Source organism: Hymenobacter ginkgonis (assembly GCF_009755225.1).
Lineage (GTDB): Bacteria > Bacteroidota > Bacteroidia > Cytophagales > Hymenobacteraceae > Hymenobacter > Hymenobacter ginkgonis.
This window is the reverse complement of the sequence record NZ_WQKZ01000002.1, coordinates 592,747-610,979: the sequence shown is the minus strand read 5'-3', so window position 1 is coordinate 610,979 and position 18,233 is coordinate 592,747. Positions and strand designations below refer to the sequence as shown.

Annotated in this window: 15 protein-coding genes and 1 pseudogene; 6 read left to right on the top strand and 10 right to left on the bottom strand. The window is 60.1% G+C overall.

Going from position 1 to position 18,233, the window contains the following annotated elements; all coding sequences use genetic code 11:
- Positions 1-47 precede the first annotated feature (47 nt).
- The 4 genes from GO988_RS08410 (at position 48) to GO988_RS08395 (ending at position 4,863) form a co-directional block, all read left to right on the top strand.
- Positions 48-920 carry a hypothetical protein gene (locus GO988_RS08410; protein WP_157564151.1) on the top strand — a complete coding sequence of 291 codons (873 nt, stop codon included), beginning with the start codon at positions 48-50 and terminating at the stop codon, positions 918-920.
- A gap of 101 nt (positions 921-1,021) precedes the next feature.
- A complete protein-coding gene (locus tag GO988_RS08405; RefSeq protein ID WP_157564149.1) occupies positions 1,022-2,749 on the top strand; it encodes a DUF1800 domain-containing protein in 1,728 nt (575 codons plus the stop codon).
- Positions 2,750-2,907: 158 nt separating this feature from the next.
- On the top strand, positions 2,908-4,482 hold the full coding sequence (locus GO988_RS08400; RefSeq protein WP_157564147.1) for a DUF1501 domain-containing protein: 1,575 nt from the start codon (positions 2,908-2,910) through the stop codon (positions 4,480-4,482).
- A 144-nt stretch (positions 4,483-4,626) separates the two neighbouring features.
- Positions 4,627-4,863 (top strand): hypothetical protein, encoded by a 237-nt coding sequence (locus GO988_RS08395; RefSeq protein WP_157564145.1) that lies wholly within the window; start codon positions 4,627-4,629, stop codon positions 4,861-4,863.
- Between the two features lie 123 nt (positions 4,864-4,986).
- On the opposite strand, the gene GO988_RS23750 is transcribed toward GO988_RS08395, so the two are convergent.
- On the bottom strand, positions 4,987-5,997 hold the full coding sequence (locus tag GO988_RS23750; RefSeq protein ID WP_198172581.1) for a septal ring lytic transglycosylase RlpA family protein: 1,011 nt from the start codon (positions 5,995-5,997) through the stop codon (positions 4,987-4,989).
- 348 nt (positions 5,998-6,345) lie between these two features.
- Here GO988_RS23750 and GO988_RS08385 point away from each other — a divergent pair, with 348 nt between their 5' ends.
- On the top strand, positions 6,346-7,260 hold the full coding sequence (locus GO988_RS08385) for a DUF72 domain-containing protein (RefSeq protein ID WP_157564143.1): 915 nt from the start codon (positions 6,346-6,348) through the stop codon (positions 7,258-7,260).
- A 31-nt stretch (positions 7,261-7,291) separates the two neighbouring features.
- Here the strand turns inward: GO988_RS08385 and GO988_RS08380 are convergent, their stop codons facing one another.
- Entirely contained in the window at positions 7,292-7,978 is a 687-nt protein-coding gene (locus tag GO988_RS08380) for a DUF1345 domain-containing protein (protein ID WP_157564141.1), read from the bottom strand.
- A 129-nt stretch (positions 7,979-8,107) separates the two neighbouring features.
- Between GO988_RS08380 and GO988_RS08375 the strand changes: the two genes are divergently transcribed.
- On the top strand, positions 8,108-9,604 hold the full coding sequence (locus GO988_RS08375; protein WP_157564139.1) for a nicotinate phosphoribosyltransferase: 1,497 nt from the start codon (positions 8,108-8,110) through the stop codon (positions 9,602-9,604).
- A 7-nt stretch (positions 9,605-9,611) separates the two neighbouring features.
- Here GO988_RS08375 and GO988_RS08370 read toward each other — a convergent pair.
- From GO988_RS08370 to GO988_RS24110, 8 genes and pseudogenes are all read right to left on the bottom strand, one after another.
- Positions 9,612-10,082, bottom strand: a pseudogene (locus tag GO988_RS08370) (DUF4240 domain-containing protein); the annotation flags it as partial.
- Positions 10,083-10,292: 210 nt separating this feature from the next.
- Complete coding sequence (locus tag GO988_RS08365) at positions 10,293-11,390, bottom strand: AIR synthase-related protein (protein WP_157564135.1); 1,098 nt, start codon at positions 11,388-11,390, stop codon at positions 10,293-10,295.
- A 143-nt stretch (positions 11,391-11,533) separates the two neighbouring features.
- Complete coding sequence (gene purF / locus GO988_RS08360; protein WP_157564133.1) at positions 11,534-13,033, bottom strand: amidophosphoribosyltransferase; 1,500 nt, start codon at positions 13,031-13,033, stop codon at positions 11,534-11,536.
- 21 nt (positions 13,034-13,054) lie between these two features.
- A complete protein-coding gene (purN, locus tag GO988_RS08355) occupies positions 13,055-13,729 on the bottom strand; it encodes a phosphoribosylglycinamide formyltransferase (protein WP_157564131.1) in 675 nt (224 codons plus the stop codon).
- 4 nt (positions 13,730-13,733) lie between these two features.
- Positions 13,734-15,026, bottom strand: coding sequence for a phosphoribosylamine--glycine ligase (purD, locus tag GO988_RS08350; RefSeq protein ID WP_157564129.1), 1,293 nt, complete (start codon positions 15,024-15,026; stop codon positions 13,734-13,736).
- Between the two features lie 17 nt (positions 15,027-15,043).
- A complete protein-coding gene (locus tag GO988_RS08345; RefSeq protein ID WP_157564127.1) occupies positions 15,044-15,427 on the bottom strand; it encodes a nuclear transport factor 2 family protein in 384 nt (127 codons plus the stop codon).
- Positions 15,428-15,456: 29 nt separating this feature from the next.
- Positions 15,457-16,803 carry a phosphoribosylaminoimidazolesuccinocarboxamide synthase gene (purC, locus tag GO988_RS08340; protein ID WP_157564125.1) on the bottom strand — a complete coding sequence of 449 codons (1,347 nt, stop codon included), beginning with the start codon at positions 16,801-16,803 and terminating at the stop codon, positions 15,457-15,459.
- Between the two features lie 98 nt (positions 16,804-16,901).
- A complete protein-coding gene (locus GO988_RS24110; RefSeq protein ID WP_157564123.1) occupies positions 16,902-18,227 on the bottom strand; it encodes a phosphoribosylformylglycinamidine synthase subunit PurQ in 1,326 nt (441 codons plus the stop codon).
- Between the last annotated feature and the right edge of the window lie 6 nt (positions 18,228-18,233).

The window sequence follows — 18,233 nt, the reverse complement described above, 5'->3', positions numbered from 1 at the left end:
CCAGTCTTTCTGACTAAAACCTGGCGCGCTATTTCGTTTTCACCCTGATGATGCAACTGGTTTACCTGGTTTTTGGGCCAAACGCGGCCAACCACACGCAGGCGTATTTCTCCATCCTCACGTTTTTGCGGCAGTCGGCGGCGCTGTCGGGCATCACAGTTGTCACGGACCGGCCCGATTTTTACGCCCGGCTAGCGGGCCAAGTACGGTTGCTGCCCGTCGATGCTGCCTTGCTACGCGAGTGGGAAGGGCAGCACCAGTTTTTTTGGCGCGTCAAAATTAAGGCCCTTGAGGCGGTGGCGGCGGCTTGCCCCGGCCAGGCGTTGCTGTACCTCGACTCCGACACGTTTTTGGGGGGTAGGGCCGAACTGCTGACCCAGGCGCTGGCCGCCAACACCGCCCTTATGCACGAGCCCGAAGGCCCCCTAGCCGCTCTCCCCAGCAAGACCGAGCGCCTGATGTGGCAGCAGTTGCAGCGCCAGCCGTGGGAAGGCATTACGCTCACCGGCAAGCACTTGATGTGGAACGCCGGGGTAGTGGGCGTGCCGGCCCAGCGCACGGCGGCCGCTATCGGCCTGGCCCTGGCGCTGTGCGATGCCTGGTGCGCGGCCGGCGTTACGCGGCGGCTCATCGAGCAGCTGGCGCTGTCGGTGGCCCTGGCCGAAACCGGGCCCCTGGCGGCCGCCGGCGCCAGCATTGGCCACTACTGGAGCGCCAAGCCCGAGTGGAACCAGCCGATAACGGCCTTTTTGCTCGATTCCTTTCTGCATAACCGTTCGGTAGAAGCGGAAGTGGCCGCGCTGGCGGGCTTCAACTTTGGGGCGCAGCCGGTGAAGCAGCGCGTGAAAAACACTCGCGGCCGCCTCGAAAGCCTGGCCCAAAAGCTCTTCCCGAATCAGCAGCAAGTGTTTTGGCAATAGTCCACTTAAAAAACACTTAAATTTTTGCTAGTCAGGCATTAAACTTTCACCTTGGCTTTGCATCTTTCGGGTAGATAAACGCTTATTAGCTGTTGCTGCCTATGGAACGCCGAGCTTTCCTCTCCCAAAATGCCGCTGTGTTGGCGGCTCCGCTTGGTGCTAAAGCAGCGGCCGGGGCAGGCGGCCCAGGCCCCGCGGGGCCCACCGCAGCCAGCCCTTTTGCTAATAAAACCCTACCCCCCCGCCTTAACTCGACCGCTTCGACGCTGGCGCCCTACACCGGCGCGTGGGGCCTCGACCAGGCGGCGCACCTGCTGCGGCGTTGCCTATTCGGGCCCACGCGGGGCGAGATGCAGGCGGCGGCTGCGTCTTCGCTCACGGCCGTGCTCGATGGGCTGCTAGCCGCCCCTGCCCCACCGGCCAAGCCGCTGAATGTGAGCACCGCCGACACAACCGTGGCGATTGGGCAGACTTGGGTGGGCCAGCCCTTCGACCAAACGCTGGAGGGCGCGCGGCGCACGTCGCTGCGCGACTGGTGGCTGGGGCAGCAGTTGGGCCAGGCCACGTCGCTGAGCGAGAAGATGACCTTGTTTTGGCACAACCACTTTGTGGTGGAGTTTGGCGATATTAACAGCGCGCAGTACGGCTACGAATACGTGCGGCTGCTGCGCCAATACGCGCTGGGCAACATTCGGCAACTCGCGAAGGCCGTTACTATTACGCCGGCCATGCTGCGCTATCTCAATGGCAACGCCAGCACGGCCAGCGCCCCAAACGAAAACTACGGCCGCGAACTGCTGGAGCTGTTTACGCTGGGGAAGGGGCCACTCATCGGGGCGGGCAACTATACTACGTATACCGAGGCCGATGTGCAGGCTGCGGCCAAGGTGCTCACCGGCTGGCGCGACGATGCCACCACCGTGGCCGGCTACTTCACGGCCAGCCGCCACGATACCAGCACCAAGCAGTTCAGCAGTGCCTTTGGCAATGCCAAGATTGCGCCCAACGGCGCCAGCGAGTACCAAGACTTGGTTGACTTGGTTTTTCGGCAGCCGGCTACGGCGGCCTTCCTGGTGCGCAAGCTTTACCGCTGGTTTGTGTATTATGTAATTGATGCCCAAATAGAAAGCGATATTATTCAGCCCCTGGCTACGTTGCTAGTGCAGAGCAACTACGAGGTGGCGCCGGTGCTGCGGGCATTGCTAGGTTCGCAGCATTTTTTCGACGCGGCCACTGTGGGCTGCTTTATCAAGAGCCCGCTCGACTTTACCCTCGGCGTGTGCCGGCAGTTTGAGTTGGTGTTTCCACCGGCCAGCAGCGTGGTGGCGCAGTACGGCATGTGGGAATACCTCTACTCGCTGGGTACGGTGCAGCAGCAGCCCCTCGGCGACCCGCCCAATGTGGCGGGCTGGGCGGCCTACTACCAAACGCCGCAGTACCACGAACTGTGGATAAACGCCGTGACCCTACCCCGCCGCAACCAAGCCACCGACTTGCTGCTGGGCACCAGTGGCTACACCCGCAACGGCTTCACAATCAAGGCTGACCTCGTGGCCTGGGTGCAGGCCCTACCCCCCGCTACCGCCCAAGACCCCAATTTGGTTATTGCCGAATTTGCCCGCTTGATGGTGCCCATTGCCTTAACGGCCAACCAGCTGGCTTTTCTCAAAAACGCGCTCATTCCGGGTCTGCCCGACTTTGAGTGGACGGCCGAATGGAACCAATTTTTGGCTACCCCCACGGTGGCAGCCAAGCGCAACGCTGTGGCCAGCAAGCTCTCGGCGATGGCCCGGGCACTGGCGGGCCTGGCCGAATACCAGCTGAGCTAACGCCAACCTGTCATCGTGAGGAGGCTCGACGAAGCAATCTTTCCTTGCTGAGCGCGCCGGTTGTTTATCATCCCCTTTCCAGACATTGCTTCGGGTAGTACCAACGACAAGGAAGAATTGCTTCGTCGGGCCTCCTCGCAATGACAACCCGTCGTACTATGAAACGCCGCGACTTTCTTCAGACTACTACCGCGGCCACGGCCGGCGTGGCTTTACTCAGCGGCTTTCCCATTGGGGCCTATGGCTACTCGCCCGAGCTGGCGGCGCTCACCAATGCCGCCACCGTGACGAATAAAGTGTTGGTTATTGTGCAGCTACAAGGCGGCAACGACGGGCTAAACATGATAATTCCGGTGGACCAGTACGCGGCCCTTATGGCGGCCCGGCCCGCCATTGCGCTGCCCCAGAGCCAGGTATTGCCCCTCACGGCGGCCACCGGCATCCACCCGGCTATGGCGGCGGCGCAGCAGCTGTACAAAAACGGCAAGCTGGGGGTGGTGCAAAGCGTGGGCTACCCCACCCCCAACTTTTCGCACTTCCGGGCTACCGATATCTGGACGTCGGGCTCCAGCTCCGACGTGGTGCTGACCACCGGCTGGGGCGGTCGCTACCTCGACGGCGAGTTTCCGGGCTATCCCACCGGCTACCCCAGCGCCCAAAACCCCGACCCGCTGGCCGTAAGCATCGGCTCGGTGGTGAGCAACTGCGTGCAGGGCCCGGTAGTGAATATGGGCATGGCCATTGCCAGCACGTCTAGCTTTTACCAGCTGCTAAGTGGCGGCGTCGATGCCGCGCCGGCGACGCAGGCGGGGCACGAACTCACCTTTATTCGGCAGGTGGTGAGCCAGACGCAGGTGTACACCACGGCCATTCAAACGGCGGCCAGCAAGGCCAAAAACCTTTCGCCCCTCTACCCCACCGCGGGCCAGAATGCCCTGGCCGACCAGCTTAAGATAGTGGCGCAGCTGGTGGCGGGCGGCCTCAGCACCCGCATCTACGTGTGCCAGCTCGGCGGCTTCGACCTGCACTCCAACCAAGTGCCCACCACGGGCAGCACCACTACCGGCGCGCACGCCACGCTGCTGGGCAAAATCGCCGATGGCATCAATGCTTTCCAGGACGACTTGCAGCGGCTGGGCGTGCAAGACCGGGTAATTGGCATGACATTTTCGGAATTTGGCCGGCGCATCAAAGCCAATTCGGGCTTGGGTACCGACCACGGCGCGGCAGCGCCGCTGCTGGTCTTTGGGTCGCAGGCCAACCCCATTGTGCACGGCCCCAACCCGCAATTGCCGGCCAATGCTGGGGTAAATGACAACGTGGCCATGCAGTTCGACTACCGCAGCGTGTACACCAGCATTCTCAAAGACTGGTTTCAGGTGCCCCAAAGCACGCTCGTTCAGCTCTTTGGGCAGAGCTTTCCGTACGTGCCGGTCATCAAGCAAGAAACCCTGGCTACTACCCCCGGTGCGCCAGTCGAGGGATTTAGTGTGTACCCCAACCCCGCGGTAGACCATGCTACGGCTATTTTTGAGAGCCAGGGCGACACGGTGCTGCTCGTACTGCTCGATGGGCTGGGCCGCGAGGTGCGCCGTTTCGTCGATGGCCGCCGCCTGGGGGTAGGCCCGCAACACGTGCCGCTGGATGTGCGCGGCCTGGCCGCCGCCACCTATCACTGCGTGGTGCGCGAGGGCAGCCGCAGCAGTTCACTTTTAGTGGCCGTGGGCACCTAATGCCCGCCAGCGGGGGGTAGGGCCAGACCCAAAACCGAACAGGAAGTAAGCTGGAGAGGAACGCGCCGACCGGTTTTTCGTAGAAGGCAAACCAACCGCCACCTAAGGCGGCTTTACTCGCCAATCATCTCTACCCCCTCTCTCATGGCTGACCAGCTCCAACAAGTCGAAAAAATACTACCCGAAGACATTGCCCGCACATTTGAGGCGGCAGTAAATGTATTCCAAGGTAAATCTGAGCACATGGACGACCTGCTCAAAAACGGCGGCACGTTGCTGCGCAAGGCTTCTAAAAACTTCACCTCGACGCAGCTTATCCTGAGCGTGGCTGCCTTAGCCGTAGTAGCTATTGTGGTTATCAACCGCGCCACGGAAGACTAAGCATCCGGGGTATTTCAGTAAAAAAGGCCTTTCCTATGGCAGGAAAGGCCTTTTTTAATAATAGATAAGCTTAACAGATAGAACTTAGTGGATAGGATAGGGCAAGAACTTGCAGCAGCTGGCTTAGCGCCGGAGTGCCGTAGTTTCGGTGGGCGTAGCCGCCAGCGCACTGGCAATAGTGCTGGTAGCAGCAGGGTCGGTGGCGGGGGTAGGCAGCTGGCTTATGATGCCCGTGATGCCCCACAGCTGCAAATTGCGCCGCACCGTTTCGGCGGCCAGCCAGCTATCTAGTTGGCCCACTACCACGCGGTTACGCAATTGGCCATCGACGGTAGCCGTGACCACCGTTGCGGGGAGCGCCTGGTCGAGCGCCAGAATATGCGCCTGCATGGCGCGGGCACTAGCCGCATCGGTGAAGGTGCCGGCTTGCACCACAAACTGCGTGGGCGTCGCCGTTGTGGCCAAGGGGCCAGCCGAAGCCACGGCAGCGGGCGGGGTGGCAGTGGCGAAGGGCAGCTGCTCGGTGGTTTCGGGCAGCAAATAGGCCGTGAAAGGCGCTTGGGGGTTGGGGTCGCCTGCTTTAAGCACGGCGAGGTTGTCGGGCGTCTCGGCCAAGCCGAGGGGGGTAGTGGCGGGTACTACTTCGGCTACTACAGTGGCCGCGCCGGTGTTTACGAGGCCCAGCGGGCGGGCCGCTACTTCGGCCAAATCGATGATGCGCTGGTGGCGGAAAGGCCCGCGGTCGGTGACGCGCACTACTACCGTGGCGCCGTTGCTGACGTTCGTAACCCGCAGCCGGGTGCCGAAGGGCAGCGTTTTGTGTGCGCAGGTATATTTAAAACGATTGAAGCGCTCGCCGCTGGTCGTTTTCATACCTTGAAAAAATTTACCATACCAGGAGGCGCGGCCCCGCAGAATGGTTGCGTAGCCTTCGCGGGCCGCCGGAATGATAGTGGGTAGCATGCGCGGCAGGTAAGCGTGCCGGCGCAAGTGCTTGTGGCGCAGCGAGTGCGTCCGGTTGGTGCGGGTTGTACGGGCGGCGGCCGGTAGTACCAAGCCTGTTGCCAGCACCAGCCAGCAAAGGCAGTGAAGCAGGAAAGCGGTAGAGAGAAATGTTGGTCGCGTAAGCGGCATGCGCTTGGGTGGATGGTGAACCTACCGAATGTAAGGGCACCCCCCACTAAAACCTACCCTTGGTGCTTGCTAACCACGTTGACAATCTTTTTTAATTGTATTTTTTCCATAAATCTTGCATTTAGCTTATTAGCGTCTGGGTAACCGAATCGCCAATTGTGTTTAGTGAAGGCAGGTTATGGTCTGATTTAGTATTTTTTTAAGAACGCTTCAGAAATTAGATTATCCGACGGGTATAAAATTTTGGCCTTTGCCAGCGAAAGCTGAAGAGAGCCTGCTTGTGCAGTTGCTAAATCTGTTGTATATCCCGCGGGCGCAGAGCGTGCAATTCAGTCTTACCTTTGTGCTATGGATTTTGGCCGCCTGCCCGACCTGCGCTACGTTGATTTTCGCCTACCCCTCGACCACCCAGACACGGCCTCGGTGCTGGCGCGAGCCCAGGCCACGGCCCCTACCCCCCCTAGCTTGTACGTAGGGTGCCCCATCTGGACGAATAAGGACTGGCTGGGCTCGTACTTCCCGCTGGGCGCCAAAGAGCCCGACTACCTCAAGTATTATGCCCAGCAGTTCAACTCTATCGAGCTGAATACTACGCACTACCGCATTCCCGACGCCCCCACCGTACGGCGCTGGCGTGAGGCGGTGGGGCCGGGATTTAAGTTCTGCCCCAAGCTGCCGCGCAGCATCAGCCACGAGCGCGAGCTGTATAACACCGATGCGCTCACGCTGAGCTTCACCCGCGCCGTGCAGGAGCTGGGTGACAACCTGGGCACTTGCTTTTTGCAGCTACCCCCCCATTTTGGGCCCGACTTGCTGCCGCGGCTTGAACGCTTTTTGCTCGATTGGCCCGCCGCTATTCCGCTGGCCGTGGAGCTGCGCCACCCGCGCTGGTTTTCGGATAAGGTGCTGGCCGATGCCGTTTTTGCTACGCTCGAGGCTTTAAATAAGACTTTGGTTATCACCGATGTGGCGGGCCGGCGCGACGTGCTGGCACAGCGCCTTACTACCCCCGTTGTGTTGCTGCGCCTCAACGGCCACGGCCTGCCTGCCAGCGACTACGAGCGCGCCGATGCCTGGGCCGCTCGCCTGGCCGAGTGGTATGCCCAGGGCCTGCGCACGGCTTATGTTTTTATTCACCAGAAGGATGTGCGCCACGCCCCCATTTGGGCTCAGCACTTTCTGGCCCGCATGCAAGAACTAACGGGCATCTCAGTGCCGCCGCCCCGGCTTATTCCGCAGCAGGTGCAAGGCAGCCTGTTTTAGCAGTGCGCAAAAAACTGCGCGCTTTCCTTTCCTACAGAATACTCGCTACGCCGTTGATTACCAGCGCGACCAGCGCCGTATTGAAGACGAACGAAATTAACCCGTGCAGCAGCGCTAGTTGCCGCTGCGGCCGGCCGCTGATGCTGACGTCGGCCGTTTGAGCCGTCATGCCCACCACAAAGGCAAAGTAGGCGATATCGAGGTAGTTAGGCTCTTTTTCACCGCCCGGAAACTCCAGGCCGCCCTTGTCGGACCCGTCGGAGTTGGCATTATAGTACATGTGGGCGTAGCGCAGCGTGAACACCGTGTGCACCAGCAGCCACGACGAAGCCACGGCCACCCCGCTCAGCACAATGTGCCGGGCTAAGGTGGCGGTGGGCAGGCCGTGGCTGGTACCCAGCAGCAGCACCACGGCCAGTAGGCTGGCGCCAGCAGCTATCAATACAAATACAAAGCTGACCAGCCGGCTTAAATCCTCGGATGACGCGACGGCGCGGATACGGTCGGCATCGGCCGTGTAAATGGAAACCCAGATGAGGGCCAGCGTGGTAATGGCGAAGGCATCCCAGCCAATAATTAGCCGAATTAAGGTGTGGTAGTGCGCGGGGCTCAACGCCCAGGCCACCACGCCCAGCCCCACGCCCACCACCAAGCGCCAACTGGCCGGCATGTGGCCCAGGCGATGCAGCAGGGGTGGCGAAGCAACAGTAGATTTCACGTCGCCAAGGTACCACCTAGGCTATGGGCGGCGCATGAGCGCAGCTGTTGGGGCAGCGTGCTTCGTCTGCGGCCACCACTTAACCAGCTACTTGCTGCAGTTCAGGTTTTTTCCCCTTGCTTTGCCCCCATGAACAACGCGCCCCTCTCTGGCCTCTACCAGCCCTCGCTGGCTTTGCTTACCGACCTCTACCAGCTCACGATGGCATACGGCTACTGGAAGCAGGGCCTGCACGAGCGTGAGGCAGTTTTTCATCTCTACTTCCGCAAGGCGCCGTTCAATGGCGGCTACGCGGTAGCGGCGGGCTTGGCGCTGGCCGTCGATTACCTCGAAACGCTGCACTTTTCGGAAGACGATATCAGCTACCTAGCCAGCCTCACGGGCAGCAAGGGGGGTAGGCTTTTCCCCGATGATTTCCTGGACTACCTGCGCGACTTGAAGTTTACCTGCGATGTAGATGCAGTGGCCGAGGGCACGGTAGTCTTTGGCAATGAGCCCTTAGTGCGGGTGCAAGGCCCGCTGTTGCAAGCCCAACTGGTTGAAACGGCGCTGCTCACGCTCGTCAATTTTCAAACGCTCATTGCGACGAAAGCCGCCCGCGTGCGCGACGCCGCCGGCCCCGACGATGCCGTGCTGGAATTTGGCCTGCGCCGCGCCCAGGGGCCCGATGGCGGCCTCGGGGCCAGCCGCGCCGCCTACCTTGGGGGGGCCGATGCTACCAGCAACGTGCTGGCTGGCCAGCGCTTCGGCATTCCGGTGCGCGGTACGCATGCCCACAGCTGGGTCATGACGTTTGAACATGAACTGGACGCTTTCCGCGCCTACGCCGACGCCTTCCCCGACGATTCAGTGTTTCTGGTCGATACTTACGACACGCTCGATGGTGTGCGCCACGCCATTGCGGTGGCCCTCGAAATGCGGAAGACCGGCCACGAGCTGGGCGGCATTCGCCTCGATTCGGGCGACCTAGCCTACCTCTCCAAAGAAGCGCGCAAGCTGCTCGATGCGGCTGGGCTACCCGCCGTGCGCATCGTGGCCAGCAACGATTTAGAGGAAAACCTCATCACTAGCCTCAAGCAGCAGGGCGCCCGCATCGATACCTGGGGAGTAGGCACGCAGCTGGTAACGGCCTACAACCAAGCGGCCCTCGGCGGCGTGTACAAGCTGGCGGCCCTGCGCACCGCAGATGGCCAGGGCTGGGACTTCACCATCAAGCTTTCCGAACAGCAGGCCAAAACCAGCATCCCCGGCATCTTGCAGGTGCGCCGCTACCTGGGCGAAGCCAGCCAGCCCCGCGCCGATATGATTTACAACGTGGCCGCCGCTAGCCCCCTACCCCCTGCCCCCGTCCTCATCGACCCGAGCGATAGCACGCGCCGCCGGCCCGTGCACCCCGGCGCGCCGTACCGCGACCTGCTAGCCCCGGTGTTGCGTCAGGGCCGCCTTGTGCAGCCGCTGCCTACCCTAGCCGAAAGCCGCGCCTTCGCCCGCCAAGAAGTGGCTGGTCTCGACCCCAGCATCCGCCGCTACCTCAACCCGCACGTGTACCCAGTGGGCCTAGAGCAAGCGCTCTATGAGTTCCGCACGCAGCTCATGCTGGAGAAACGGCCGGTGCGGCCAGCGTGAGATAACATCAGTTATGCTTAGCCCAGAGTTTGGGAAGAAGAGTAGGTAACTGCTCTTCTTCCCAATCCTCGCCTTTTGTTTCCGTTGCTCCGTCGTAGTCTAGTCCGCGCTCAATTGCTATAGCCCTGGGAAAGGTCTCATCTTCCTCTTTCTTACCAGTTTTGTGGTGGTAAGCTTGAGTAGCAACGTAAAGTAGAGATTCAAAATCAGGGTACACTTCTTCCGTGTCAATATCGGCTAACGAATCAGGATTATAAACCGCCTTGGTAAAGGTTTCTTCTCCCTGCCCGATAAGCCAGCAGCGGAAATAGAGATAGGAATCATCTGAAACTGAACCTCGGATGATTTTTTGGGCAGCAATTATTTTGAAATCATCAGCAGCAAGAATTTGCTGCCGGAGTAGGCACTCAAATTCTATGATTTGGGCAGGTTCATACCGCTCCAAGCTCTTAATCAAGAGTGCTTCCTGCTGCTGCTCATCTCCTTGCGCCTGTTAACGGGTAAACTCAATAAGCCGCCAAAACTCTTGCTTATCCATGGTGGCTTCCACTATAAATTGCGAATAGCTAGTGGCGGAGTGAAGAGCATGATTATCAATTCTATTTGTTGGCTCACAACTGCAAATAACCAAGCCTAGCGCAGCAATTAAACTTATTGAACGGCTGGTATTCATTAGCCGCTGTAGTACCTACGCGTACTTCAACTCCCCAGCCGCCACACGCAGCGTCACGCCTGCCTCGGCGGTGAGGTAACCCGCTACCTGGGCCTGGTAACCGCTTTGGGCGAGTTGCTGCACCAGCGCCTCGGCAGCTTCGGGGGGGGTAAGGAGCAGCATACCGGTGCCCATGTTCCAGTAGAGGTAGGCAGTTTCGGGGGCAATGCCGCCAATTTCGCAGAGGCGCTGCATGGCGGGTAGGGGCGCGAACAGGTTGTCGAGCACCGCACCGAGGCCGTTTTTGAGCACGCGCTTGAAGTTGTCGGCCACGCCGCCGCCCGTAATGTGGGCCGCGCCGTGCAGGGGCAGGCCCGCGTCGAGCACAGCCGTAAGCGCGGGCGCGTAGATGAGCGAGGGCGCCAGCAGGGCGTCGCCCCAGGTGGGATACTGGTTGGCATCGGGGCCGTCGTAGGCCTGGGCGTGCCAGTTGTCGCCGAAGAGGCGCTGCAAGGTCTTGCGGGCCAGCGAGTAGCCATTGGAGCGGAACGAGGGCGAGCGCAGGGCTACTACCGCGTCGCCGGCTTGGGCGTGGGCGCCGCTCAAGGGTTGCTGCAAGCTGGGGTGCAGCACGCCAATAGCCGTAGAGCACCAGTTGAAGTTCATGCGGGCACCAGGGTAGCCGCCAATGCGGTTGCCCAGCTCAGCAATTTCGCCGCCCGTGATGGCGATTTTCGAGAACATGCAGGCATCGTGCAGGCCCCGCATCATCTCATCCACCACATCATAGTCAAGGGTATTGACGTCGATGATATTCGACAAGTTGGTGGGCACAAAGCCAGCCGCGATGAGGTCGTCGGCCGTCATGGCTACCAAGTCGTAGCCCAGCGTATCGTACTTGTCGAGGCGCTCGGCCAGCTCGATTTTGGTGCCGATACCGTCGGAGCTGATGCCCAAGCGCTCCTGGCCGAAACGGATTTCGTTGCTAAAACCACCATCGAGGCCACGGGCGGGCTCGCCAGGCAAGCCGGTGCGGGTAGCAAAGGTTTTTTTCGACCAGTTGTAAGCGTTGCGCGAAGCGGCATTGCCGAGGTCGATGGAATAGCCGGCGTCGGGGGTTTGGGCGTTGTTCATGTAGATAGCCGCTCTGTTAAGCGATAAGAAAACGTCAGTCGGTACGAGCGCAGCGCAGCAATCGCATCAGTACATCATCATTCGGGTATCAGTCGGGTGCGATTGCTGCGCTGCGCTCGCACTGACTGACGTTGTTTGCTTCTTTAATGCTCGGTCGGTGCGGGCGCCTTGGCACTCACCGAAGCCACTACTTTCTCGGGCACGCGGTGGCTCTGGCGCTCTTCCTGGATGTGGCGCAAGTACTTGGTTACGTCGCCCGTTGGGTATTTGCCCGTGAAGCAGGCAAAGCACGAGCCGCCGTAGCCACGCTCCTCGGCAAATAAGTCCTGCAAATCGCTCAGGTCTTGATAAATGACTTTATCGGCCTCGATGTAGCGGCAAATTTCGTCTTCCGTATAATTGGCCGCAATCAGCTCGGTGCTCATGGCCATGTCGATGCCATAGATGCAGGGCGAAACCAGCGGCGGTGCGCTCGAAATGAAGTACACCTCGCTGGCTCCCGCCTCGCGCAACAGCCGCACAATGCGGCGCGACGTAGTGCCGCGCACGATGCTATCGTCTACGACCGCCACTTTTTTGCCTTGCACAAAGGCCCGAATGGGGTTTAGCTTCTTCTTGACTACGTCCTCGCGGCCGGCCTGGGTAGGCACGATGAAGGAGCGGCCCATGTGGTTATTTTTAACCAAGGCCCGGCGGTAGGGCACGCCAATGGCTTCGGCCAGCCCCGAAGCGGCAAAGTAGCCACTGCTCGGCACATCAATCACCATATCGGGCTTCAAACCGGCATCTACTACCTTGCGAGCCAATATCTTACCGAGGCGCACGCGCTCGCGGGCCACCAGCCGGCCATGAATAGTCGAGTCTTCGCGGGCGAAGTAAATCTGCTCGAATACGCAGAAAGCTTTGGGTAGAGCCTGCTGGTTTTTGTAGTGGACTTTGTAGTCATTGTCGATAAACACGGCCTGGCCCGGCCCTACGTTCTCCACAAACTCAAAGTCTAGGTAATCGAAGCACGTGCTTTCCGAGGCAAAGGCGTAGACCGGGCCCTCGGGCGTGTCGCGCCTACCCATCACCAGGGGGCGGATGCCGAGTGGGTCGGTAAACGCCAGCAGGCCGTGCCCAGCAATGATGGTGACGGTGGCGTAGGCGCCCTTCACCAGTTCCTGGGTCGTCTCGACGGCATCGAAAATATCAACCACCGAAATCCGGTCCAAGTCTTTCACGCGCAGCTCCGAGGCGAAGGTGTACATGATGAGCTCCAAGTCGTTGGTCGTCTTGGGTAGCACGTGGTACTTCTCGTGCAGCAACTTGGCCACATCGCGGAAGTTGATGACGTTGCCATTGTGCACCATCGCCAGCCCGAAGGGGTAGCTTGTAGTGAAGGGCTGTGCTAGGTCCGAATCGTTGGCCCCTTGCGTGGTGTAGCGCACGTGGCCAATGCCGGTATTGCCCCGCAACTTCTTGATGTGCTTGGGCTTAAATACGTCGTTTACCAAGCCCTGCCCCTTGTGCAGGTGAAAGGTATCGCCGTCGAACGTAGCAATGCCGGCGGCATCCTGCCCCCGATGTTGAAGGGCGGTGAGGCCAATAATCATATCGCCCACCACGCGCTCGGGGCCGTGAAAACCTACAATGCCACACATAATTTAATTAGGAGTTAAGGCTTATGAATTATGAGTTGGGATGGGTGGGGCAGGCAGGATGGGAGTGGTAATCAGCGAAGCCAGCGTTTCGGCATACAGCACATGTTCGACGGCCAAGCCGCGGCGCTGAACCTCGGCCAGCGTAGCGGCTCCTTCCAAATTTACAACGCGTTGCGCCAGAATTGGGCCCGTGTCGAGGCCTTCATCCACGAGGTGCACCGTTATTTTGGTCGCTGGCAAGTGGTTATCGAACGCCCATTCATAGGCGTGCAAACCCTGGTGCTGGTGCGTATCGGCGGGGTGGATGTTGACAATGCGGCCCGCAAAGGCCCGCACAAACGTGGGCGACAGCACCCGCATATAGCCCGCCAGCACTACGTAGTCGGGCCGGTAGCTTTGCAAAATGCCCACCACTTCGCGGTCAAACTCTTCCCGCTTGCGGCCCCGCGAGGCAAGGCTGGCGGTAGATAAGCCCAGCGCCGCGGCCGCTTCGAGGCCATAGGCGCCTGGGTCGTTGCTGAAGACTACAGCCACCTCGGCCAGCCCGCGGAGCACGCCGGTGCGCACAGCTTCGGCCAGCGCCAGCATGTTGGAGCCCCGGCCCGAAAGCAAAATAGCCAGGCGCGCGGCCCTACCCCCTCCTGGCTGCGAGAGGGGGTAGGGCGCTGGCGACTGGGCTTCCGGCTCGCTTTGCATAGGGCTAGTAGGCACTGGTTGCTAGCTGCGGGCTAGGGCGCTGGCCAATGTCGGGGCGCACGTATTTATCCTGAAAATACACGAGTTCAACTTCGGCATACGCGAGCTGCACGGCGGTGGGCAAGTCGGGGCCGTGCGAGACGAGCACCGCCACCCGGCCGCCATTGGTCAGCAGTTCGCCGGGGTGCGCGCCAGCTTTCACGCCCCCCACAAATACTTGCGTACTAGCACCCTGAGAGCTTAGACCGTGAATGGGGAACCCAGTCGGAAACTCCGCCGCCGGGTAGCCACCCGAGGCCAGCACCAGGCCCACAAACGCGCCGGGGCGTTGGCGCACGAGCGTCTGAGCCAGGTTGCCATCAAGGGTGGCAGTTATCAATTCCAGTAAGCTGGTTTCGAGCGCGGGCAGGATAACTTCGGCTTCAGGGTCGCCGAGGCGCACATTGTATTCGAGCAGTTTGGGGCCATCAGGCGTCAGCATCACCCCAAAATAAAGGAAGCCCACGAAGTCAAACGGCTCGGTTTGGAGACCGCGCAGCGTAGGGTCGATGATGTCGCGGCGGATAGCGGCCAGCCAGTTATCATCCAGAAAAGGGACCGGGCAGTACGCGCCCATTCCGCCAGTATTGGGGCCCTCATCGTTGGCTAGCAACTGCTTGTGGTCCTGGGCTGGGGCCAGCAACCGAATTTCAACACCATCCGTGAGGCCAATCAAGCTGACCTCGGGGCCCGTCAGTTTCTCTTCAAGCAGCACTGAAAACCAGCCTTCGTGCAGGCTGCGTAGCTCGGTGAGGGCAGCCGTGGCCTCGGCCACCGAGTTGCACACGTACACACCTTTGCCGGCCGCCAAGCCGTCGTACTTTACCACTACCTGCCCGGCTAGCTCCTCCACTTTGGCTTGGGCTTCGGCCAGGCGGTCGCTGCGGTAGCTCCAGGCGCGGGCCGTGGCAATGCCGTGGCGGCGCATAAAGTCCTTGCTCCACACCTTCGAGCTTTCGAGCGTGGCTGCCTGGCGGCGCGGGCCAAACACGCGGATGTCCGTATCGAGGAAGTAGTCGGCTACCCCGGCTGCCAACGGCGCCTCGGGGCCCACCACGATTAATTTCACTTGCTGCGCTTCGCAGAATGCTTTAATAGCCGCAAAATCAGTAGCACTGATGGCCGGCACGCTGCCAGGAATACCGGCGTTGCCGGGCAGCACGTGCACAGTAGCACCGTCCTGACGGAGCTTGGTAGCTAGGGCGTGCTCGCGGGCACCGGCGCCGAGGAGAACGAGTTGTTTCGTGTTGCCGCTCACGTTATGAGAGAGTATTTTTAACTAAAATCTTGAATGAAGGCGATTAGCTCGTCGCGAAAAGTGAAAACTGAGCGACCAGAAAATTGCAGTATGGTACCTGGTTTTATTCCGTTGGGCAAGTCAGTAGCTGTGATGGCGAAGTAATCAATGTCTACTTCTGCTTGCTCATCTTGCCAGCGAAACGCCGTTATATACTGGTTGCGCTCCATAAACCACGCAGCTGCCCGAGTGGCCTGAGCTTCAAAAGCCGCTTTGCCATCTAGGCGCACCGTTACGTCACCATTGGTCGAGTGCTCGAACTTTACATCAGTATGCAAGCAAGCCAACATGCCGGGCACATTAAGGAAGTTGTACGCTTCGATGTACTTGACTACCAGCATCTCGGCTTGCGTTGCATCCATTGTATTAGCGAGATTTACAGTGCTTTCAACTACACATCAGCAGCCTGCCGTTTAGTCTTGGCAGCCGCGATTTCGTGGCGCAGACGCTCGCGCAGGCGCAGCGTATTGAGCGCGCGCAGGGCGGCCTGGACCGCGTTGTCGGGATGAGCTACCAGCAGGGTAGGTGCGCTGCCGGGCGTGAAAGCCGATGAGTTCGTAGTCTGCTCGGCGTCGGCCTGCCACGAGATAACGGGCACGTTCACGCGGGCGGCTAGGGCATCGCCAAGTCCGGCTACGGCGATAATCACGCCGGGCTCGATGGAGCGGTTCCACACTTCGGTCATCACATCGTCTTCGTCTGCTGAGTTCACGTGGAGCTGCGTGAACACTTCGTAGCCGTCGAATGATGAACGGATTTTCTGGCCTTGTTTTTCGTCAGCGGGCGAATCCGCCACGATGCTCACCCAGGCGTCCTTCATCAAACCGGCCTTTACTAGGTTGCTAACTAAGCGGTTGGCTACGTTGCCACCGGTGGCGGTTTCGTCGGCCGTGGCCAGGGGCTGGCCCACAATGCGCTGGTAGATGTCGAGGTAGCGGTGGGTGGCCTCGGCGGTTACTTCGGGGGTAAGGGCCCGGGGGTACTGGCCCTCTACTTTGTTGGCAATCAGCCATTGGCGTATGTACTCCTTGTCCATCTGCTCGGCCCCCTCGGGGTTGCGGGCGTAGTCCTCGGCGCTCCAGAAGCGCGATGAGTCGGGCGTGTGGATTTCGTCAATCAGAATCAGCTCACCGTTTAGCAAGCCAAACTCATACTTGGTATCAACCAGGATGATGCCCTGCGACGCCAGCAAATCGGAACCTACCTTGAAGAGCTCCAGCGCCTTCTCGGCCATCTTATCGTACAGTTCTTGGCTCACCCAACCCTCGCTCACGAGGTTTTCGGGGGTAATTTCGCGGTCCGACTCCTCCTTGGTGGTCGGCGTCACGATGGGGGTAGGGAATTGCTGGTGCTTGGTAAGCCCGTCGGGCACCGTCACGCCCGAAAAGGTGCGTTGGCCTTTCTGGTAACCGCGCAACATCGAACCGGTAATGTAGTTGCGCACAACCATCTCTACCTTAATAGGTTGTGCTTCCTTTACCAGCATGACATTGGCATCAATCAGCGCCTTCACGTGGTTGGGGATGATGTGCGCCGTTTTTTCAAACCAGAAATTAGCCAGCCCATTAAGCACCGCACCTTTGTGAGGAATAGCGGTTTCGAGCACACTATCGAAGGCCGAGAGACGGTCCGACACTATAATGAGGCGCGTGCTGTCGTCGATGCGGTAGCTGTCGCGGACTTTGCCGCGGTGCAGGAGCGTGAGTTGGGGGGTAGCGAAGTGCGGGAGCGTATTCATATGGTGCGGCCCCGCCCCCCAGCCCCCTCCCCTGCGGGGGACGGGGCTGGAGGCCTACGATGGGGTGGTTACGGGTGAATTAAGTAACTAGCTAGTGGTTATTTACTTAAATGAGAAGCGATGCTTTGCAGCACACTAGGTAGCTGCGTTAGGATTTGTTCGTTGGTAAAACGAACTACTTGGTAGCCTAGCTCTGCAAGCGCTTCCGTGCGACCTTGGTCATACTCGGCCTGGGCGGGCTCGGTGTGGACACCGCCATCCAACTCGATAATTAGCTTAGCGGGAAGCGATACAAAATCAGCGATATAACCAGCAATAGCATGCTGCCTGCGGAAAGCGACGCCCAGTTTCTGCCCACGTACGGCTTGCCACAACTCATTCTCGGCCGGCGTAGGCTCTTTGCGCATTTGGCGGCCATGCTGTTTCAGTGCGTCCCACTTACCTCCAGCAGCCGTGAAAACATTGTCCGCGGTAGCAGTAGCTGAGCCCTCTTCCCGCTGCTGCCGTCGCTCATAATGCGCCCGCCCCTCCTCCGCAGCAAAAAGAACGTCAGGCCCTCCCGCTCCCGCAGGGTAGGGGGCCGGGAGGTGGAGCTGCAAGTGCCGCACAATATTCCGAAATATCGCCAGGCCCTCTCCCTCATCACTAACCTTGCCGCGCCGTTTCCACTGCCCCCAATCGGGATGGTTGCACCCGGCTAAGTACGCCTCGGGGTGCGGCATCAGGCCAAAAATATGGCCCGTTGTATCGGTCAGGCCGGCGCAGTTCAAGTCAGCTCCGTTGGGGTTAAAGGGGTAGGTGCCGGTTTCTAAATCATCGTGGCCGGCGTAAGTCAAGCAATTCAGGCCCAGAGCCCTGATACGCTCGCGGGTAGCCGCATCGGGCACCACTAGGCGGCCTTCGCCGTGGCGCACTGGCACCTCGAATGTAGTCAGGCCCTTGAGGAAGGGCGTTTTGGCCTGCGGGTTCACTTTCAGGCGCACCCAGCGGTTTTCGTAGCGCCCACTGGCATTATGCGTCAGCGTTACCTCGGGCTGGAAGTCGCCGCCCAGGTTGGGTAGCAAGCCCAGCTTTACTAGCACTTGGAAGCCGTTGCAAATGCCCAGCACGAACTTGCCCGCCGCCACAAACTCGCGGATGTCGCTGAGCAGCGTGCGGCCGTCGGCGCCGGTCTGGCGGTAGCGCAGCTTGTTAGCCAGCACCACACCCGAGCCCAGGTCGTCGCCAAATGAAAAGCCACCCGGAAAATTTAGAATATCGAAGTCATGAATGCTCACCCGCCCATGCAGCACCTCGTTGAGGTGCACGATGGTGGGCGTGGCGCCGGCTAGCCGGTAGGCCGCTGCCATTTCCTCTTCGCAGTTGATGCCGAAGCCAGTTAATATCAACGCTTTCGGCGTTGCTAAATGCTCATGTTCTGCCATTACCGC